Origin of the sequence: Variovorax sp. J2L1-78, from assembly GCF_030317205.1 — a bacterium.
GTDB lineage: Bacteria > Pseudomonadota > Gammaproteobacteria > Burkholderiales > Burkholderiaceae_C > Variovorax > Variovorax arabinosiphilus.
This window is the reverse complement of record NZ_JASZYB010000003.1, coordinates 128,020-146,746: the sequence shown is the minus strand read 5'-3', so window position 1 is coordinate 146,746 and position 18,727 is coordinate 128,020. Positions and strand designations below refer to the sequence as shown.

The following is an 18,727-nucleotide window of genomic DNA, read 5'->3' as shown; positions in this document are numbered from 1 at the left end:
GAGAAGTATCAGAAGACCCTGCGTTCTCCAGCAACCTGCTGCAGCCGCAACAGGTAGTACATCGGCGATCGAGCAGCGACAGCGTTGGGACCGTTTTCTCGTTGGTCTAGAACGATGGCACCGACGGCGGCCAACGCCTGCGCAATCGCCATCTCCAGACCCATCGTCGCATAGGTAGACGCAAGCGTAGGCGCGTGCTTGACGACTTCAAACGCCTTGGACAGAAACGGCTTCGATGCTCTCTCAACGTCTGCTCGCAGTTGTTCAAGATTCGCGGCCACTTCGGTTTGTACGAGGAAGCGCGCGCGTGCCATGATGTCCTGGTGCACCGCACCCTTCGCAATTCCCTCATTCAGCTGAACGGCTAGGCGCAGCAAACCCGCCCGGAACGGGACGATCGATCCGCGCAGTTCGGCCCGCAACGCGATGATCTCCTTCGGCGACAACGACGGAACGGTAGGCAGGGCCAGGAACACACACTCTAGGGCCAAGATACTGGCGAGCAATGGCGCATTGTCTTTCACAGAGTCGCCGCCTAATCCAGGCACGGGCAATCCGCTGTCGTTGACTAAGGGTAGGCCCTTTTCGGCTGCGTAGATCATTGCCTTGGCCGGATAGAAGAGCGGGCTCGCATAGTTGAGCGACGCCGTCCGGTCAGCTGGGATGGCTTTGTGGGAAGCTGGTTGGTACGTCGGGATAAAGCCTTCTGGACGTGGCCCCCATAGCTTCTCTTCGAGAGCGGCAACAAGCGCATGCGCTCGGGGCGACTCTTTGCTTCCGAAGATCGAATCGAAGTCGCCTGTGAACGTACAGAACTCTCGGAGATCGCCGACGTGGGGGAGGATGCGGAGCATGGCTACCACGAGCAACGTGTCGTGATCCCTATGCCCATAGCCCTCGATGCGCCGCGCCTCATGCTCGACTGCTTCGAAGTCCACCCCCTCGTATGGCAGCTGTACGTTGGGAAAGTGAATCCGATCGAACACCAACGCAAGCGCGGTCAGCTGAGCTTTTCCGCGCGGAATGGGGGAGCCGTAGTACACGGCCTCGAGTCCAGGAATTGATGACCGCATTCGCCGTCTCCGCTGGGCCTAGCAGGCGCCCTTGACGCCCAAGGCCCGGGCGGCGCTGCACTTCATCGCGACGTCCATGACCGCGCCGGAACTCTTCCGAATCGAGAACACGAGATAACTCTCTTTGTTCGAACAGGCCGCGAGGATCGACTGATCCTGGGCTCGGCTGGCGCGTACCACCTTGGGGCAAGGGTGCTCGGCCTCGCGGATCACGCGCATAGCAACAGCCATCGGCTCACCTCGTGGCGCCGGCAGCACTTGAATTGACTGCGCCGCCGCGGCGCCGGCGAGCATTGAGGCCAAGACTGCAAGTTGCTTCATCCCGTCTCTCCGTTGTTGGGTGCATGGTACTCGGGCGATGCGAAATTGAGCCGCAGCCGGCGTCAGCTTGAAGCAATGTGTACTGTGGCGAGCGGCCGCTGGCCGGTACAGATTGATCAATGGAAGTGACGTTCGAAGAGCGAATACAGTGCCTCAGCAATACCTCGCAGGGCTTTCAGGCGTTGCGTGACATGGTCGAACGCGGCTACATCCTAGACTCTGCCGAACGAGCCAGAATCAAAGCCGGGGTGCAGGCTGAAGCAAAGTGCCGGCACGCCGCAGCCTCACACAACCCTTTCAGACCGCTGGACGCCGGCTATCAGGCACTGAGCGATCCTATGATCAGCCAACCTGAAGCAGACCTATCACCCCCGCTCCCGCCCCATCCCCTTCACCGCCTCCCTCAACGCCCGAACCCCCGCCTCGATCTGCCCCACATCGATCGACGACAGCCGCAGCCTGAAATACGGACAAGGCCGCGGCGGCTGCGCAAAGAACACGTCACCGGGTTCGATCAACACACCATGCTCGCGTGCCCGCACGGCCAACTCGCCGCCATCCAGCCAATCGGGCGTCTTCACCCATAGCGACGCGCCGCCCTGCGCGGGCGTGCATTCGAATTCGGGGATGTGATCGGCCAGCGCCTTCGTGGCGGCGTCCATGCGCTGGCGCAGCACCTGGTTCACGCGGCGCGCGTGCGAGTCGTGGTGGCCGAGCGAGAGGAACAGCGCATACGCGTGCTGCAGGAAGGCGCTGGGGTGCCGCACCATGGCGTGGCGCAGCACGCGCAGTTCGCTCACCAGTTCCTTCGGCGCCACGATGTAGCCGAGCCGTAGTGCGGGCGACAGGCTCTTGCTCAGAGACCCGATGTAAATGACGCGGCCGGTCTTGTCGAGGCTCTTGAGGGCGGGCGTGGGTTCGCCGGCGTAGAGGTTCTCGGCCTCGTAGTCGTCTTCGATGACGACGAAGTCCTGCAGCGTGGCCTTGCGCAGCAGCCACTGGCGGCGCTCCAGGCTCAGCGTTTGCGTGGTCGGACTCTGGTGCGACGGGGTGACGAAGACGTAGTCGAGCGCGGGCAGCGACTCGACCACCAGCCCCTCTTCGTCGACCGGCACGCCGATGATCTGCGACGTGCGCAGCGAGAAGGTGTTGCGCGCATGCGGGTAGCCGGGCTCTTCGAAGCCCACGCGCGTGTGGCGGTCGAACAGGGCTTCGGCGATGAGGTAGCAGGCGTGCTGCGCGCCGACGGTGACGAGGATCTCCTCGGGCCGCGCGAAGACGCCGCGCTTGGGCAAGAGGCGCGTGCGGATCTGCTCGACGAGGTCGGGCACGTCGTCGGTCTCGAAGTCGGGCGTCCAGTGGGGCAGCTGCGAGCGCGCCAGACTGCGCACGCAGCACTCGCGGAAGTCTTCAGTGGGAAAGAGCTGCGCGTCGTGCGTGCCGTAGACGAAGGGGTAAGGCACTTCGCGCCAGCGGTCGGGCTTCGACAGCGTGGGCTGGTCGGTCAGCGAGCGCAGCACGCGCGTGCCCCAGTGCGGCGGCGTGCCGCTCGCGGCGCCTTCTCGGCTGAAGGGGTCGACGATGTGCGCGGGGTCGCCGATGGTGGCGGGGCGTGCGCCCTGGCGCACGAACACGCCCGAGCGCGGGCGCGCTTCGAGGTAGGCCTCGTCCACCAGTTGCTGGTACACGGCGGTGACGGTGTTGCGGCTCAGGCCCAGCGCCTGCGCGAGGTCGCGTGACGACGGCAATGCCGCACCGGGGGCGAGGCGGCCGTCGAGGATGACCTGCACCACCTTGAGCCGCAGCCGCGCCTGCAGCGGCAGGCGGGTGTTGTCGTCCAGCATGAAGAGCTGGGCCCACAGCGGGCTCGACGCGGGCGGCAGCGCGCTCATCGTTCGCGTCGCGCCTGGCGTGCGCACGCACCCGAAGAGGGCGCGCGGACGTCGATGGTGCATGCGGTGTCGGGTCTGGCTTTCACGATGGGGGCGGACTGGCTCTATGGGTCGGAAGGGGCGGAGCTTAACCTTTGGTCACTCGCACACACACGCAGTTTGCGTGCCGTTCGCCACACCGATCCGACCCTGCCAAGGAAGCTTCTTGACCACCCCCGCCACCGCCGTCACCACCGACATGCTCGCCGCGTTTTCCGACGCATGGAACCGCCACGACCTGCCCGCGCTGATGTCCTTCATGCACGTGGACTGCGTGTTCGACACCGCCGCCGGGCCCGAGGCCTTCGGCACGCGCCACACCGGGCACGAGGCCGTGGCCAAGGCCTTCGCTGCGGCGTGGACGAACTTCCCCGATGCGCAGTGGCGCAACGGCCGGCACATGGTGATGGGCGACCGCGGCCTGTCCGAATGGACCTTCACCGGCACCGCGCTCGACGGCACGCGCAGCGAGTCCGACGGGGTCGACCTGTTCACCTTCAAGGACGGAAAGATCCTCGTGAAGAACGTGTTCCGCAAGGCCCGCCCCGCCCTGCCACCACTCTGACCCGGGCGCTGCCATGAGCATCACCACGCCGCGCGAACTCTTCGCGCCCTACGACCCGGCCTATGACCCGCTGGTGTCCGACGGGCCCGGCCGCAACCGCGACTACGCACCGACCTACTGGGCCGCCACCGCCGGCCCGGCACCCGACGACGACGGCCCGGTGGCGGGCGATGTCGATGCCGACGTGGTCATCATCGGCTCGGGCTTCACCGGCCTCGCGACGGCGCTGTTCCTCGCGGAAGAACACGGCATCAAGGCCGTGGTGCTCGAAGCCAACCGCGTGGCCTGGGGCTGCACCAGCCGCAACGGCGGGCAGGGACAGAACGCGAGCGGGCGGCTGTACCGCTCGCAGTGGATCGAGCGCTGGGGCCTGGCCACGGCCAAGCGGCTCGACGCCGAGATCCGCTACGGCTTCCAGACCTTCAAGGACCTGGTGGCCACGGCCGACTGCGAGCCGCAGGGCGGCGGCCACCTGTACATCGCGCACCGCGCGAAGAAGCTGGCCTTTCTCGAGAACGAGACGCGCGTGATGCGCGACCACTTCGGCTACGACGCCCGCATGCTCAGCGCCGACGAGGTGCGCAGCCGCTACTGCGACGACCGCGACGCGCACGGCGCCATGCACGAGCCCGAGGGCATCTGCGTGCACCCGCTCAAGTTGGCCTACAGCTACCTCAAGCGCGCCCGCGCCGGCGGTGCGCGCGTGCATCCGTCGAGCCCGGTGATCGGCTGGGAAACGAAGAACGGCGTGCACCACCTGAAGACGCCCGGCGGCACGGTGCGCGCCCGCGCGGTCGGCATCGCGACGGGTGCGTACACCGCGCCTGGCCTGCACCCGACGCTGAAGAACCGCCTGTTCCCGGTGCTGTCGAACTCGAGCGTCACGCGGCCACTGACCGATGCCGAGCTGAAGGCGACGAACTTCCTGACGCACGAAGCCATCACCGACACACGCACGCTGCGCTTCTATTACCGCCTGCTGCCCGACAAGCGCGTGCAGATCGGCAGCCGCAGCGCCATCACCGGCGCCGATGCGCACCGCGACGCACACTACAGGCTGCTGGTCGACGGGCTGGAGCGCAAGTTCCCGGCGCTCAAGGGCATCCCCATCGACTACTCGTGGTGGGGCTGGGTCGACGTGGCCCACGACATGATGCCGCGCATCGTGCAGCCGGATGCCAAGCAGAGCGTGTTCTATGCGCTGGGCTATGGCGGCAACGGCGTGTCGTTCTCGGCGCATGCGGGGCGGCGGATGGCCCAGCGCATCGCAGGGCATGATGACGCCATGTTCGACCTTCCGATCTACGACAGCCCCTTGCCCTTTCCCGCGCAGGGCGAGTGGGCCGCGCCCTTCCGCCGTCTTGGCCAAAGCATGCTGTACCGCTGGTATCAACTGCGCGACGAAGTGCTCTGATGAGCGCTCGGCCACTGGCGAATGCACAAGCGCCCCTGATGGGCCTGGACCTCCTCGCCGCACTCGGCGTGGTCGTGATCTGGGGGCTCAACTTCGTCGCGATGAAGTTCTCGCTGCGCGACTTCACGCCCTTCCAGCTCGGCACCTTCCGCTATGTGTTCGCGGTCCTGCCGCTGCTGCTCTTCATCAGGAAGCCGGCGCTGTCGTGGCGCTGGCTGCTGCCGGCGGGGCTGGCGCAGCTGGGGCAGTTCGGCCTGCTGTTCGTCGCGCTGCAGGTGGGCATGACGGCGGCGCTGGCCTCGGTGCTGATGCAGACGCAGGTGTTCTTCACCACGCTGCTGGGCATCATCCTGTTGCACGAGCGGCTCAGCGGGCCGTTGCGCGCGGGGCTGGTCCTGGCCGCGGCGGGCCTGGCCTGCTTCGCGGTGAACCTCGGCGGTGGCAGTGGGGGCATCACGCTGCTGAGCCTGCTGCTGAACCTGGGCGCGGCGTCGATGTGGGCGGTGTCGAACATCATCGTGCGGCGCGCGCAACAGTCGCAGCCGGGCTACGACCCGCTGGGCTTCGTGGTGTGGATGTCGGTGGTGCCCATCCTGCCGTTCGCGGTGATGGCGTGGTGCTTCGAGCCCGCCGCCACGCGCTGGCAATGGACGCACGCGAGCTTCGGCGCCTGGGCCGGCGTGGCCTACCTCGGCTGGTTCGCCACCGTCGCGGCCTATGCGATGTGGACCTGGCTGCTCAAGCGCCATGCGGCCAATCGCGTGGCGCCCTTCAGCCTCGGCGTGCCGGTGATCGGGCTGGCGGCGGGCATGCTCGCGCTGGGCGAGACGGTCTCAGCCTGGCAATGGGCCGGCAGTGCGTGCGTGGTGATGGCGCTGGCCGTCGTGATGTTCGGCGGGCGGTGGCGCCGGGGCTGACGGCAGGCGCCCCGGAACTCACTCGCTGTGTTCTCGCGCGTAGGCCCGCAGGCCGTCGATGTTGACGACACCGATGCTGCCGTAGGCGATGCAGACCAGCCCGGCATCCTCGAGCTCGTGCAAGGCGCGGTGCGCATGCTGACGTGAAATCCCCGCGAGTCGACCGATCTCTTCCTGCGAGATCTGCAGGATCGGATCGGTATGGGGGTTCAGCTGCGGATTGAACAGTTCGGCCAGGCAGTGCGCCACCCTGGAGCTCAGGTCGTGCATCCGGTAGCTCTCGGCCAGCGCGATGAACTGACCCACCCGCGCGTTGAGCTGCTTGATCATGAAATGGCAGAACGCCAGGTTGGTCTCCAGCAGGTAGTGGAAGGTGTGGCTCGGCACCAGTGCGACCCGGCTGTCGCGCAACGCGGCCACTTCGTACGGTCGGTGCTCGCGCTTGAGCACCGAGCCCTCGCCCAGCCATCCGCCCACGGAGGTGCCGCTCAAGGTGGTGCTGCGACCGTCGGCAGACAGGATGTCCACCTTGAGCATGCCGTCGACCACGCCGATCCAGTGCGTGGCCAGGCTGGACTTGCGGCAGACCACCTCGCCCGCCGAATAGAAGCGGTCCACCGTCTCCGCCCGGACCCGCCCGAACTCTTCGTCGGAGAGGCCCTGGGCCCAGGCGGCCGCGCGCAACATCTCGATGGTCTGCACATGCTTTGTCATCAGAAGGACTTTCTTTTGCCGCCTCGCTGCCTAGCATCCATGTCGCAGGCCCCGCTCGCGGCGGCCTGATTAGGCGACTGTACAAACAGGAGACAAATCATGAGAAACCCTCTCTCAGGGGCCCGCGTGGCCCTGCTGGGCATTCCGTTCTTGCTGGTGGCCTGCGGCGGCGGTGGCGGTGACGGAAACCCGCCCGCCGCATCGGCACCGCCGGTCGTATCGGCGGCCGACAAGTGCAAGGCGTTCGCGGGCACGTCGGTCGCCGGCGCGTCGATCAACGACGCCAGCCTGGTCGCGGCCAGCGCCGCGTCCGCGGAGTACTGCAAGGTGACGGGCACGCTGCACAGCACGCTGAATTTCGAGATGCACCTGCCTACCGTCTGGAACAACAAGCTGCTGTACGCCGGCGGCGGCGGCTGGGACGGCAGCATCAACATCGTGCCCAGCTCTCCGAGCGGCTCGACGGGCGGCTACGTTCTGGTGGCCTCGGACGGGGGCCGGCAAGGCAATGCACTGGACGCGTCGGTCTTCCTGAACAACTCCACCGCGCAAGCCGACTTCGGCTACCTCTCGATCCACTCGGTGAAGGAGGTCAGCAACGAGATCGTTCGCCAGCGCTATGGCACCGACGCGCAGTTCAGCTACTTCGAAGGTTGCTCCAACGGGGGACGCGAAGCGCTGATCCAGGCCACCCGCTTTCCGAACGACTTCGACGGCATCGTCGTGCGTGCGCCGGCGTACTCGTTCACCGAGCTGTTCCAGGCCTTCGTGGCGAACGGAAAGGCGCTCGCCGCGCCGGGCGGCCAAATCAACGACGCGAAGGCCTCGCTCATCGGCAAGACCGTCACCGCGCAGTGCGACGGGCTGGATGGTGCGGCCGATGGCATCGTCAGCAACCAGGCCGCCTGCACCTTCAACCCGGCGGTGCTGCGATGCGCCTCGGGCGACGCGGACACCTGCCTGACCGACGCGCAGATCGCGACGGCCAACACGATCTATTCGGAGCTCAAGCGCGCGGACAGCACCAGCGTGTACCCGGGCTGGGGACCGGGCGGCGAAGACCTGGGCTGGCCGGTGTGGGTCACCGGCTCCGCGGTCGGCGGTACCGGCCTCCAGTTCCAGTTCGGCAGCGGTCTGGTGAAGTACTGGGTGACCGGCGATCCGGCCTTCAACGTCCTGACCTTCGACCCCGAGATCTACACGGCCGGATTGCGGCTGGCAGCCACCACGCTCGATGCGACGCCCGACCTTCGCTCCTTCTTCGGCCAAGGCGGCAAGATGATCCTGGTCCACGGCACGCATGACTGGGCGATCAGCTACAAGGGCTCGATCAAGTACTTCAACGATGTCGCGACGGCGGTCGGTGGCGCGTCCACCCGGGATGCCTCGATGGAGTTCTTCCTCCAGCCGGGCGTTCAGCATTGCGCCGGCGGGGTCGGCCCGGACACCGTCGACCTGGTGGACGCCGTGGCCAAGTGGCGAGAAGGCGGCGCCAAGCCCTCGGCCCAGAGCATCGTGGCCAGGAAGCTCAATCCGACGAGCCAGGCCACCGTGCAGACACGCCCCCTGTGCAAGTACCCGACCTTCCCGAAGTACAAGGGCAGCGGCGACTTGAATTCGGCCGACAGCTTCACTTGCCAGAGCAGCTGACCGCACGGGCGGCAGGCGGGTCGGCATGCGCATCGGCATGCCGCCACAATGCGTGCGCATGGAGACCCTCACCCGCCGCCAGCTCGCGCTGCTCGTTCCCCTCACGCTGGTGTGGGGCCTCAACTGGCCGGTGATGAAGCTGGGCGTGACGGACTTTCCGCCGCTGAGCTTTCGCGCGCTGTCGCTGTGGATCGGCCTGCCGGTGCTCGGCCTGGCGCTGGTGGCGATGAAGGTGCCGTTCCGCATCCCGCGTCGCCACTGGCCGGAGCTGCTGTGGCTGGCGGCCACCAACATGTTCGTGTGGCACACCTGCATGATGCTGGCGGTCAAGGCGCTGTCGAGCGGGCGCTCGGCCATCCTCGGCTACACCATGCCGATCTTCTCGGCGGTGATCGGCGCGTGGCTCTTCTCGAATCGCCCGAGCGCGCGCGCCTGGATGGGCGTCGCCGCCGCGGCGCTGGGCGTGGCGCTGCTGCTGTGGCACGAGCTCGTCGGCATGGCCGGCAAGCCCGGCTACATGGCGCTGGCGCTGCTGGCCGCGGCGACCTGGGCGCTGGGCACGCAGCTGCTGCGCCGCTCGACGATGCCGGTGCCCACGCTGGCCATCTCGTTCTGGATGACCGCGCTCGCCGCTGTCGTGATCACCGTGCTGGCGACGCTGTTCGAGCGGCCGCAATGGACGATGCCCGGCACCGTCACCTGGGGGTCGGTCCTCTACAACGCGATCCTGATCTTCGGCTTCGCGCACGCGGCCTGGTTCTCGCTGGCCCGCGGGCTGCCGCCCATTGCCTCGACGCTGAGCGTGATGCTGATCCCGGTGCTCGGCGTGTTCAGCGGCGCCATCTGGCTGGGCGAGGTGCTGCACTGGCAGGACTGGGCGGCCGTGGTGCTGATGGTGGTGGCGATCGCCGCGGTGCTGGCGCCGGCTCGGGGCACTTAGCAGGTATTCAGGCTGGCACTGTTCGTGCAAGCCCGATTGACACCAGATGCTTCATGCATAAAGTATTTACTTGTGAATGAAGTGGCCCGCACAATGCCGGGGCCACGTGCATCGAAGTGGTGCCAACCTGACCTAACCGGAGTCTTCCCCATGCGCTCGAAGTCCACCAAGCCGCCCGTCGCGACCGCCCTGTCCCGCACGCTGCGCTCCCTGATGCTCGCGTCCGCCTTCGGCGTGGCCGGCGCGGCACTGGCCGCCCCCGTGAAGGTGGGCCTGGCGCTCGACATCTCCGGCCCCTTCGCCGCCCTGGGCGCCGAAGCCCGCGACGGCTTCGCGCTGGGCATCAAGCAGCTGGGCGGCAAGCTCGGCGGCCAGCCGGTGGAGTTCGTCCAGGCCGACATGGCCGGCAGCCCCGACCAGGCCAAGCAGCTGGTCGACCGCATGATCCAGCGCGACAAGATCGACCTGTTCTCGGGCCCGATCGGCTCGAACATCGCCCTGGCCGTCGGCCCGACGCTGTTCGCCGCGAAGGTGCCCTACCTCTCGTCCAACGCCGGCCCCAGCCAATTCGCCGGCGCGCAGTGCAACGCCTACTTCTTCGGCACGGCCTACCAGAACGACCAGTTCCACGAGGCGGCCGGCAAGTTCGCGCAAGACCGCGGCTTCAAGAAGATGGTGATGATCGCCCCCAACTACCCGGCGGGCAAGGATGCGCTGGGCGGTGCCAAGCGCCAGTTCAAGGGCCAGGTGGCCGACGAGCTCTACACCAAGCTCGGCCAGATCGACTACGCCGCCGAGCTCGCGCAGATCCGCGCGGCCAAGCCCGATTCGATCTACTTCTTCCTCCCCGGTGCGATGGGCATCAACTTCATCAAGCAGTTCGTGGGCGCGGGCCTGTCGAAGGACATCACGCTGGTCACCAGCGGCTTCTCGGCCGACGAAGACGTGATCGGTGCCGTGGGCGAGCCGATGCTGGGTCTGTTCAACACCTCGCATTGGGCGCATGACCTGGACAACGCCGCCAACAAGGCCTTCGTCGACGCCTTCAAGAAGGAATACAACGGCCGCTACCCGTCGGTGTACGCCGCCCAGGCCTACGATGTGATCCTGGCGATGGACGCCGCCGTCAAGCAGGCCGGTGGCAACGCGCAGAACCGCGAAGCGGTGATCGCCGCGCTGAAGAAGGCCAACTACGCGTCGACGCGCGGCAGCTTCAAGTACGCGAACAACCACTACCCCATCGAGAACTTCTACCTGCGCGTGATCGGCAAGGACGCGCAAGGGAAGATCACGAACAAGACGGTGAGCACCCTGTTGACCAACTACGGCGACACGTATTCCGACAAATGCCCGATGAAGTGAATCGTTTTCTCGGCGCATGACTGGCATTCTTTTTCTCGAGCAACTGCTCAACGGCCTCGGCTTCGGGCTGATGCTGTTCCTGCTGGCCGCCGGCCTGACGCTGGTGTTCGGCATCATGGACGTGCTGAACCTGGCGCACGGCTCGCTGTTCATGTCGGGCGCGTACGTGGCGGCGCAGGCGCACCAGCAGAGCGGCTCCTTCGTGGCGGCGATCGCGCTGGCGGTGCTCGTCACCGTCGTCGTCGCGGCGCTGCTCGAAGTGCTGCTGATGCGCCAGCTCTACAAGCGCGACCACCTGGCGCAGGTGCTGGCGACCTTCGGCGTGATCCTGGTGGCCGACGACCTCGTCAAGATGATCTGGGGCCCGTCGCCGGTGATGGCGCCAACGCCCGCCGCGCTGAGCGGGCCGATCGAGATCATCGACGGCCTGCCCTACCCCGCGTACCGCCTGGTCATCCTCGGCGCGGGCGTGCTCGTCGCGCTGGCGCTGTACCTGCTGGTGAACCACACGCGCGTCGGCATGCGGGTGCGTGCCGGTGCGTCGGACCGGCCGATGGCCGAGCTGATGGGTGTGCACGTGGGCCGCATCTTCAACGGCGTGTTCCTGCTGGGTGCGGCGCTCGCTGCGCTGGCCGGTGCGCTGATGGGCCCGATCGTCGCGGTGCAGGTCGGCATGGGCGAGCAGATCCTGATCCCCGCGCTGGTGGTGCTGGTCATCGGCGGCATCGGCTCGGTGCGCGGCGCCTTCGTGGCCGCGCTGCTGGTGGGCCTGGTCGACACCATCGGCCGCGCCTTCCTACCGATGCTGCTGCGTGCCACGCTGCCGCCGGCCACCGCGGCCGACCTCGGCCCACTCTTCGCCGAAGTCGCGATGTACGCGCTGATGGTGGTCGTCCTGATCTTCCGGCCCTCGGGCCTCTTCTCGGCCAGAACATGAGCTCCCCCCCAGTCTTCGCGCACTGCGTGTCGCTTCGCCAACCCCCTGTCAGGGGGCAACACCAGCGGCCCGGCAAAGCCGGTTCCGCGGTGTTTCACGAAGAGGCAGCGCAGCCATGAAGAAGAGCGTCGTCATCCCAACGCTGGTGCTGCTCGTCGCACTGGCTGCCTTCCCGCTGGTCGCGCCGCTCTTCGGCATGGAGTTCTACATCGGCTTCGTGCGGCGTGTGCTGATCATGGCGCTGGCCGCGGCCAGCCTCAACTTCATCCTCGGCTTCGGCGGCATGGTGGCGCTGGGGCATGCGGGCTTCATCGGCGTCGGGGCGTACACCGTGGTCGCCTTCGCCGACGCCGGCGTGATGTCGGCCTGGGTGCTGTGGCCGATGGCCGCGCTGGTGGCCGGCCTCGTCGCCGCGTTGATCGGCACCGTGGCCCTGCGCACCCGCGGCGTGTACTTCATCATGACCACGCTGGCCTTCGCGCAAATGCTGTACTTCATCGCCGTATCGCTGCGCAAATACGGCGGCGACGACGGCTACACGCTGCCGGCCCGGCCCGAACTGGGCCGGGGCATCGACCTCGCCAACGAGTCGACCTTCTACTGGGTGGTGCTGGTGTTGGTGGCGCTGGCGCTGGGCTGGATGCACCGCGCCACGCGCTCGCGCTTCGGCCATGCGCTGATGGGCATCCGCGACAACGAGACGCGCATGCGCGCGCTGGGCTACCCGGTGTTCCGCATCCAGCTGGTGGCCTTCGCCATCGCGGGCGCGGTGGCGGGGCTGGCCGGTGCGCTGCTGGCCGGCGGCAACGGCTTCATCAGCCCGGGTGCCATGCACTGGACGCAGTCGGCCACGCTGGTGGTGATGGTCGTCATCGGTGGCCTGGGTCGCAGCTGGGGCGGGCCGGTGGGCGCCGCCGTGTGGCTGCTGCTGGAAGAGGTGCTCAAGCAATACAGCGAGTACTGGCACTTGCCGCTCGGCCTGCTGCTGATTGCGGTCGCGCTGTGGGCACCGAAGGGTCTCGCTGCGCTGTCCCGCAGGAAGAAGGCGGTGACGGCATGAGCCTGTTCCGCATCGAAGGACTGGTCAAGCGCTTCGGCGGCCTGCTGGCGACCGACCATGTGAACCTCACGGTCGATGCCGGCGAGATCCATGCGCTCATCGGCCCCAACGGCGCCGGCAAGACGACGCTGGTCAACCTCATCTCCGGCCTGCTGAAGGCCGACGCCGGCCGCATCTGGCTCGGCGACCACGACATCACGCCGCTGAAGGACCACCAGCGCGTGGGCGCCGGCCTGTCGCGCTGCTTCCAGGTGACGCGCGTCTTCGCGAAGGAGACGGTGCACGACAACCTGATGCTCGCGGTGCAGGCGCACGCGGGCAGCAGCCTGCGCTTCATGGCGCCGCGTGCCAGCGAAAGCGAACTGGTTTCCAAAGCTGAGGCACTGGCCGAACGCGTGGGCCTCGCGAGCGAACGCCACCGCATCGCGGGCACGCTGCCGCACGGTGCGCAGCGCGCCCTCGACGTGGCGCTGGCATTGGCCGCGAATCCGAAGCTGCTGCTGCTCGACGAGCCGATGGCGGGCATGGGGCCGGACGAATCGGCGCGCATGGTGGCGCTGATCGAATCGCTGCGCAGCGAGATGGCCATCCTGCTGATCGAACACGACATGGACGCGGTGTTCCGCCTGGCCAACCGCCTGACGGTGCTGGTGCAGGGCAAGGTGCTGATGACCGGCACCGCCGACGAGGTGCGCGGCCACCCGGACGTGCAGGCCGTGTATCTGGGCACCGAAGCAGAGGGACATTCATGAGCAAGCTGCTCGAGGCGACCGGCATCGAGGCCGGCTACGGCGCGAGCCAGGTGCTGTTCGGCATCGACATCGACGTGAAGCCCGGCGAGGTGATGGCGCTGCTCGGGCGCAACGGCATGGGCAAGAGCACGCTGCTGAAGGTGCTGACCGGCACCCTCAAGCCGATGCGCGGCGGCGTGCGCTTCGAGGGCGCCGACATCGGTGGTGCGCGACCCGACGCCATCGGCCGGCGCGGCGTGGCCATCGTGCCCGAAGGCCGCCACGTGTTCCCGAACCTGAGCGTCGACGAGCACCTGCGCGCCTTCGCGCGGCCCCGTGCCGGGCAGGCGCCGCGCTGGACGGCCGATGCGCTCTACGGCCTGTTCCCGCGGCTCGGCGAACGCAAGGCCAACGCCGGCAACCAGCTCTCGGGCGGCGAGCAGCAGATGCTGGCCATCGCGCGTGCGCTGTCGACGCACCCCAAGCTGCTGATCCTCGACGAAGCGACCGAAGGCCTGGCGCCGGTCATCCGCGAGGAGATCTGGCGCTGCCTGGCCACGCTCAAGGCCGAGGGCGAAGCGATCCTGGTGGTCGACAAGTACGTGCAGCGCCTGCTGCCGCTGGCCGACCGGCACCTCATCCTCGAACGCGGCCGGGTGGTGTGGACGGGCGACTCCGCCGCGCTCGACGCCGACCGCGGGCTCTGGACGCGTTACCTCGGCGTCTGAGCGTCCGCCCCGCCGGGCGTGCTTTGCAACGGCAGCGCGTTCAGAGGAATGCGCAGGTAGGCCACGCCGTTGTCGTCCGCCGGCGGGAAGTGGCCGGCGCGGATGTTCACCTGGATCGACGGCAGGATGAGCGACGGCACCTCGAGCGTCGCGTCGCGCGCGGTGCGCATCGCCACAAACGCTTCTTCATCGATGCCGTCGCGCACATGGATGTTGGCTGCGCGCTGTTCGGCGACCGTGGTCTTCCAGGCCGGCGCGCGCGTGGCCGGCGGGTAGTCGTGGCACACATAGACCACGGTCTCGGGCGGTAGCGCGAGCAGGCGCCGCATCGACGCATAGAGCTGCCGCGCGTCGCCGCCGGGGAAGTCCGCGCGGGCGCTGCCCAGATCGGGCATGAAGAGCGTGTCGCCGACGAACACCGCGCCGTCGACCAGGTACGCCATGTCGGCCGGCGTGTGGCCCGGCACCCAGAGCGCCGTGACCTCGGCATCGCCGATGCGGAAGGTCTCGCCGTCCTCGAACAGATGGTCGAACTGGCTGCCGTCGGGCAGGAAGCCCCGTTCGAGGTTGAAGAGCTTGCCGAAGGTGGCCTGCACCGTGCGGATGTTCGCGCCGATGCCGATGCGCCCACCCACCTTCGCCTGTACATGGCGTGCGGCCGACAGGTGGTCGGCATGCGCGTGGGTCTCGAGGATCCAGTCGACCTGCAGGCCTTCGCGTGCGATGCAGGCCAGCAGTTCGTCGGCCGCGCCGGTGTCGGTGTGACCGGACTTCACGTCGAAGCCCAGCACCGGGTCGATCACCGCGGCATGGCGGCTCGCCGTGTCCCACACCACATAGGAGATGGTGCCGGTGCGGGGGTCGAAGAAGCCTTCGGTGGTGGTACGTGCGGTCATGCGGTGCCCTCGTGACGGTCTGGATCGATCGACCTACATTATATTTATCGATATACTATCAAAAGACAGACTGAACATCCATGCCTCGCGCCCCCGTCATCGATCCCGAAGCCCTGCGCGGCGCCGCCGGCCAGGCCGTCGGCGTGCTCAAGCTGCTGGCCAACCCCGAGCGCCTGCTGCTGCTGTGCCAGCTCTCGCAGGGCGAGATGTGCGTGAGCGACCTGGAACAGGCGCTCGACATCCACCAGCCCACGCTGTCGCAGCAACTGGGCGTGCTGCGCAACGAAGGCGTGGTGCAGACGCGCCGCGAAGGCAAGAACATCTTCTACAGCGTGGTCGACCCCGCCGTGCTGCAGATCCTCGCGCTGCTCTACAAGCTCTACTGTCCCAAGGAATGACGATGACGATCGACTGGCAGCACTTCACGCCGTGGTCCGCACTGGCCGGCGGCGCACTCATCGGTCTCGCGGCCGCGATGTTCGTGCTGCTCAACGGCCGCATCGCCGGCATCAGCGGCGTGCTGGGTGGGCTGCTGAATCCCACCCGCGACGACATCGGCTGGCGCGTGGCCTTCGTGGCGGGCCTGGTCGCGGCGCCGCTGGCCTACCGGCTGTTCGACACGCTGCCCGTGCCGCGCATCGATGCGGGCACCGGCGCACTGGTGCTGGCGGGGCTGCTGGTCGGCGTGGGTACGCGCTACGGTGCGGGCTGTACCAGTGGCCACGGCGTGTGCGGGCTGTCGCGCCTGTCGCCGCGCTCGCTGGTCGCCACGCTGGCCTTCATGGGCGCGGGCTTCGCCACGGTGTTCGTGGCACGGCACGTCGTCGGTGTTTGAAAGGCGCCTTTCCATGCAGATCCTGACGTCTCTGCTGGCGGGCCTGGTGTTCGGCCTCGGCCTGATCCTCTCCGGCATGGCCGACCCGGCCAAGGTCCTGGGCTTCCTCGACCTCGCCGGCGCGTGGGACCCGTCGCTGGCCCTCGTCATGGCCGGCGCGATCGCCGTCGGCCTGCCGGCCTTCGCGCTGGCCCGCCGGCGCGCGGTGTCGCTGATTGGTGCGCCGATGCGCCTGCCGAAGGCGCGCCAGGTCGACCGGCGCCTGGTCGGCGGCAGCCTGCTGTTCGGCATCGGCTGGGGCATCGCCGGGTTCTGCCCCGGCCCCGCCCTGGTCGCGCTCGGCATGGGCCTGGCGCCGGCGCTGGTCTTCGTGGCCGCGATGCTGGCCGGCATGGGCCTGTTCGAAGCAATCGAGCGGCGACGTGCCCGCGAACGCACGCGCCCGCCGCTCAGATCTCCTTGATCAGCTGCTCGGCAATGCGCACGCTGAGCGCCGCGCCGGTGAGCGTGGGGTTCATGCACGAGGCGGAGGGCATGACGCCGGTGCCTGCGATGAACAGGTTGGGATGGTCGTGCGTGCGGCAGTCGCGGTCGACCACCGAGTTCTTCGGATCGTCCCCCATGATCGTGGTGCCCATGATGTGCTGGCGGTCTTGGTGCTTGGTGTCGACGTTCAGCACATCGGCATTGAGCAGCTGGGCCATGCGTGCCAGGTCCTTCAGCGCGAAGTCGCGGCCGGCGTTCCAGTAGTCGTTCACGCTGTAGTAGATCTCGGGCACCGGCAGGCCGATGCCGTCGGTCTTGGTCTTGCTCGGCACGATGCGGTTCTGCGGCTGCGCTTCAGTCTCGAAGTCGACGGCCACGTTGAGCGAGCGCGCCGACTGGCGACGGATCTCGGCATCGAGCTTGCTGCCCAGCACGCCCTTGGCGAGCAGGGAGGACGCGATCTGCGAGCTCGGCACGGTGTTGCGGAACTTGGTCTTGTAGCTCGGGATGTCCTTGCGGAATTCGCCGTCTCGGTAGTTCAGGTACACCAGCAGTTCCGTCGGCCCCTGGCCCGGCCAGACGTCCTCGTTCATCATGATGTTCATGCTGATGCCGGTGTGGCCCATCAGGTTGCGGCCGACCTGGTCCGACGAGTTGGCGATGCCGTTCGGGTACTTCTCCGAGGTCGACATCAGCAGCAGCTTCGGCCCCTCGATGGCATAGGCCGCCAGCACGAAGTGGCGCGCCGTGAGGCGGTGCGAGGTGCCGTCGGGCTTCTTGTAAAGCACGGCCGTGATCTTGCCGTCGTCGCCCGCCTCGATCTTGTAGACCACCGCGTTGTCGAGCAGCTTGGCGCCGGCGCGTTCTGCTTCGTCGATGTGCATCGAGCCGTCGTACTTGGCGCCGATCGGGCACACCGGGTTGCAGTTGTTGTTGCCGGCGCAGACCGGGCGGTTGCCGTACGGGCGCGTCGCGCGGCCGTGCGGCTCGATCACCGGGTTGTAGCCGCCGGGCGCGAGCAGCTCGGCGGCGCGCGTCATGAAGTACGGCTCGTTCAGGCCCTTCATCGGGAAGGGCTTGGAGCGCGGTGGCCAGGCGGGGCCGCCATGGCCGCTCTCGTCCTGCCCGTCGACACCCGACACGCCCAGCTCGGCTTCGGCCTCGCAGTAGTAGGGCTCCAGCTCCTCGTAGCTGAGCGGCCAGTCGCGGCCGCGGCCGTACAGCGTCTTGAGCTTGAAGTCGTTGGGAATCATGCGCCACAGCGCCGAGCCGAAGTGCCAGGTCGTGCCGCCCACCACCCGCAGGTACTTGGTCGGGTACGACACCGGGCCGGTCTGCTGCAGGTAATTGCCGTAGGTCGACGGGATGTGCGGCGGGTTGGGAAACGGCGAGCCCGAACCCTGCGCTTTCATGTTCGCGAGCGACAGCTTGACCGGCGAATTGCGGTAGGTCTCGACGATGTCGGCCCGCTTCACCCGCGGGCCGGCTTCCAGGATGATCACCGACTTGCCGGCCTTGGCCAGCCGGCTGGCGATCACGCCGCCCATCACGCCCGATCCGATCACGATCAGGTCTGCATCGAATTCCTTGGCGCTCATCGTGTCATCTCTTTGTTCGGCGTGGTCGACAGGTTGGCCGGCTTCTCGCCCCACGAATCGGGGCCGCCGCCGTAGCTGGGGACGACCAGCACATCGGCCGTCGGCCGGTACATCAGCGCATCCGCATAGCTGATCAGCTCGACCTCGGTGTCGTTGTTGACGATGCCGAGGTACCAGGCCGACACGATCTGCGTGATGGTCTTGCGCAGCGGTTCGCTCAGGTCGGGGCGGGCCAGCAATTCATCGATGTGCGAGGCCTTGGCATCGCTCACATAGCGCTGCAGTTCGGCCGCCGCGGCGGCGAATTTCGGGTCGAGGCGCGCCAGCGAAGCCTGGTAGCGCGTGGCCAGGCCGGCCGCGAGCGGCTTGCCGCCGGTGAGGAATTCGGACAGGCGCAGGAAGTCGTTCGACGCGGTCGCCGCGGCGAAGGCGTTGGTGGTGCCCAGCACCGACACACCACCGAGGGCGATGGCGGCGCCCACCACGGCCGTACCCGCCACGAGGGCGCGGCGCGAGACGGGCATGCGGACGATGTGTTCGGTGCGGTCGGGGATCGGATTCGACATGGG

20 protein-coding genes are annotated in these 18,727 nt (G+C 67.8%); 13 read left to right on the top strand and 7 right to left on the bottom strand.

Annotated features, from left to right (window positions below; translation table 11 throughout):
- Positions 1-8: 8 nt before the first annotated feature.
- From QTH86_RS19190 to pdxR, 3 genes are all read right to left on the bottom strand, one after another.
- Positions 9-1,043, bottom strand: a complete 1,035-nt coding sequence (locus QTH86_RS19190) for a hypothetical protein (protein WP_286647828.1) — start codon at positions 1,041-1,043, stop codon at positions 9-11.
- Positions 1,044-1,091: 48 nt separating this feature from the next.
- Positions 1,092-1,394 (bottom strand): hypothetical protein, encoded by a 303-nt coding sequence (locus tag QTH86_RS19185; RefSeq protein ID WP_286647827.1) that lies wholly within the window; start codon positions 1,392-1,394, stop codon positions 1,092-1,094.
- A gap of 365 nt (positions 1,395-1,759) precedes the next feature.
- Positions 1,760-3,286 carry a MocR-like pyridoxine biosynthesis transcription factor PdxR gene (gene pdxR / locus QTH86_RS19180; protein ID WP_286647826.1) on the bottom strand — a complete coding sequence of 509 codons (1,527 nt, stop codon included), beginning with the start codon at positions 3,284-3,286 and terminating at the stop codon, positions 1,760-1,762.
- A gap of 238 nt (positions 3,287-3,524) precedes the next feature.
- On the opposite strand from pdxR, the gene QTH86_RS19175 reads away from it, so the two are divergent.
- The 3 genes from QTH86_RS19175 to QTH86_RS19165 are packed head-to-tail and all read left to right on the top strand — an operon-like array spanning position 3,525 to position 6,221.
- Complete coding sequence (locus tag QTH86_RS19175) at positions 3,525-3,890, top strand: nuclear transport factor 2 family protein (protein WP_286648402.1); 366 nt, start codon at positions 3,525-3,527, stop codon at positions 3,888-3,890.
- A 13-nt stretch (positions 3,891-3,903) separates the two neighbouring features.
- Positions 3,904-5,304 carry an NAD(P)/FAD-dependent oxidoreductase gene (locus QTH86_RS19170; protein ID WP_286647825.1) on the top strand — a complete coding sequence of 467 codons (1,401 nt, stop codon included), beginning with the start codon at positions 3,904-3,906 and terminating at the stop codon, positions 5,302-5,304.
- Positions 5,304-6,221, top strand: coding sequence for an EamA family transporter (locus QTH86_RS19165; RefSeq protein WP_286647824.1), 918 nt, complete (start codon positions 5,304-5,306; stop codon positions 6,219-6,221). Before QTH86_RS19170 ends, QTH86_RS19165 begins: the two co-directional genes overlap by 1 nt.
- An 18-nt stretch (positions 6,222-6,239) precedes the next feature.
- Here the strand turns inward: QTH86_RS19165 and QTH86_RS19160 are convergent, their stop codons facing one another.
- A complete protein-coding gene (locus tag QTH86_RS19160; RefSeq protein ID WP_286647823.1) occupies positions 6,240-6,935 on the bottom strand; it encodes a Crp/Fnr family transcriptional regulator in 696 nt (231 codons plus the stop codon).
- 99 nt (positions 6,936-7,034) lie between these two features.
- On the opposite strand from QTH86_RS19160, the gene QTH86_RS19155 reads away from it, so the two are divergent.
- The 7 genes from QTH86_RS19155 to QTH86_RS19125 all read left to right on the top strand — a co-directional run bounded on the left by QTH86_RS19155 (position 7,035) and on the right by QTH86_RS19125 (position 14,343).
- Entirely contained in the window at positions 7,035-8,585 is a 1,551-nt protein-coding gene (locus tag QTH86_RS19155) for a tannase/feruloyl esterase family alpha/beta hydrolase (RefSeq protein WP_286647822.1), read from the top strand.
- 58 nt (positions 8,586-8,643) lie between these two features.
- Complete coding sequence (locus QTH86_RS19150; RefSeq protein ID WP_286647821.1) at positions 8,644-9,525, top strand: DMT family transporter; 882 nt, start codon at positions 8,644-8,646, stop codon at positions 9,523-9,525.
- Between the two features lie 150 nt (positions 9,526-9,675).
- Positions 9,676-10,887: an ABC transporter substrate-binding protein gene (locus QTH86_RS19145; protein ID WP_286647820.1), complete on the top strand. Its 1,212-nt coding sequence runs from the start codon at positions 9,676-9,678 to the stop codon at positions 10,885-10,887.
- 16 nt (positions 10,888-10,903) lie between these two features.
- Positions 10,904-11,824, top strand: a complete 921-nt coding sequence (locus tag QTH86_RS19140) for a branched-chain amino acid ABC transporter permease (RefSeq protein ID WP_286647819.1) — start codon at positions 10,904-10,906, stop codon at positions 11,822-11,824.
- A gap of 115 nt (positions 11,825-11,939) precedes the next feature.
- Positions 11,940-12,884 carry a branched-chain amino acid ABC transporter permease gene (locus QTH86_RS19135; RefSeq protein WP_286647818.1) on the top strand — a complete coding sequence of 315 codons (945 nt, stop codon included), beginning with the start codon at positions 11,940-11,942 and terminating at the stop codon, positions 12,882-12,884.
- The gene (locus QTH86_RS19130) at positions 12,881-13,636 is read left to right on the top strand and encodes an ABC transporter ATP-binding protein (RefSeq protein WP_286647817.1); all 756 of its coding nucleotides are present in this window, start codon (positions 12,881-12,883) and stop codon (positions 13,634-13,636) included. Before QTH86_RS19135 ends, QTH86_RS19130 begins: the two co-directional genes overlap by 4 nt.
- Entirely contained in the window at positions 13,633-14,343 is a 711-nt protein-coding gene (locus QTH86_RS19125) for an ABC transporter ATP-binding protein (protein ID WP_286647816.1), read from the top strand. Before QTH86_RS19130 ends, QTH86_RS19125 begins: the two co-directional genes overlap by 4 nt.
- Here QTH86_RS19125 and QTH86_RS19120 read toward each other — a convergent pair.
- A complete protein-coding gene (locus QTH86_RS19120) occupies positions 14,328-15,239 on the bottom strand; it encodes an MBL fold metallo-hydrolase (protein WP_286647815.1) in 912 nt (303 codons plus the stop codon). The genes QTH86_RS19125 and QTH86_RS19120 overlap by 16 nt on opposite strands.
- Before the next feature lie 80 nt (positions 15,240-15,319).
- Between QTH86_RS19120 and QTH86_RS19115 the strand changes: the two genes are divergently transcribed.
- The 3 genes from QTH86_RS19115 to QTH86_RS19105 are packed head-to-tail and all read left to right on the top strand — an operon-like array spanning position 15,320 to position 16,537.
- The gene (locus tag QTH86_RS19115; RefSeq protein ID WP_286647814.1) at positions 15,320-15,637 is read left to right on the top strand and encodes an ArsR/SmtB family transcription factor; all 318 of its coding nucleotides are present in this window, start codon (positions 15,320-15,322) and stop codon (positions 15,635-15,637) included.
- Between the two features lie 2 nt (positions 15,638-15,639).
- The gene (locus QTH86_RS19110) at positions 15,640-16,074 is read left to right on the top strand and encodes a YeeE/YedE family protein (RefSeq protein WP_286647813.1); all 435 of its coding nucleotides are present in this window, start codon (positions 15,640-15,642) and stop codon (positions 16,072-16,074) included.
- 13 nt (positions 16,075-16,087) lie between these two features.
- The gene (locus tag QTH86_RS19105) at positions 16,088-16,537 is read left to right on the top strand and encodes a DUF6691 family protein (protein ID WP_286647812.1); all 450 of its coding nucleotides are present in this window, start codon (positions 16,088-16,090) and stop codon (positions 16,535-16,537) included.
- On the opposite strand, the gene QTH86_RS19100 is transcribed toward QTH86_RS19105, so the two are convergent.
- Complete coding sequence (locus tag QTH86_RS19100; protein WP_286647811.1) at positions 16,524-18,158, bottom strand: GMC family oxidoreductase; 1,635 nt, start codon at positions 18,156-18,158, stop codon at positions 16,524-16,526. The genes QTH86_RS19105 and QTH86_RS19100 overlap by 14 nt on opposite strands.
- Positions 18,155-18,724, bottom strand: coding sequence for a sugar dehydrogenase complex small subunit (locus tag QTH86_RS19095; protein WP_286647810.1), 570 nt, complete (start codon positions 18,722-18,724; stop codon positions 18,155-18,157). The genes QTH86_RS19100 and QTH86_RS19095 overlap by 4 nt, the downstream gene beginning before the upstream one ends.
- Between the last annotated feature and the right edge of the window lie 3 nt (positions 18,725-18,727).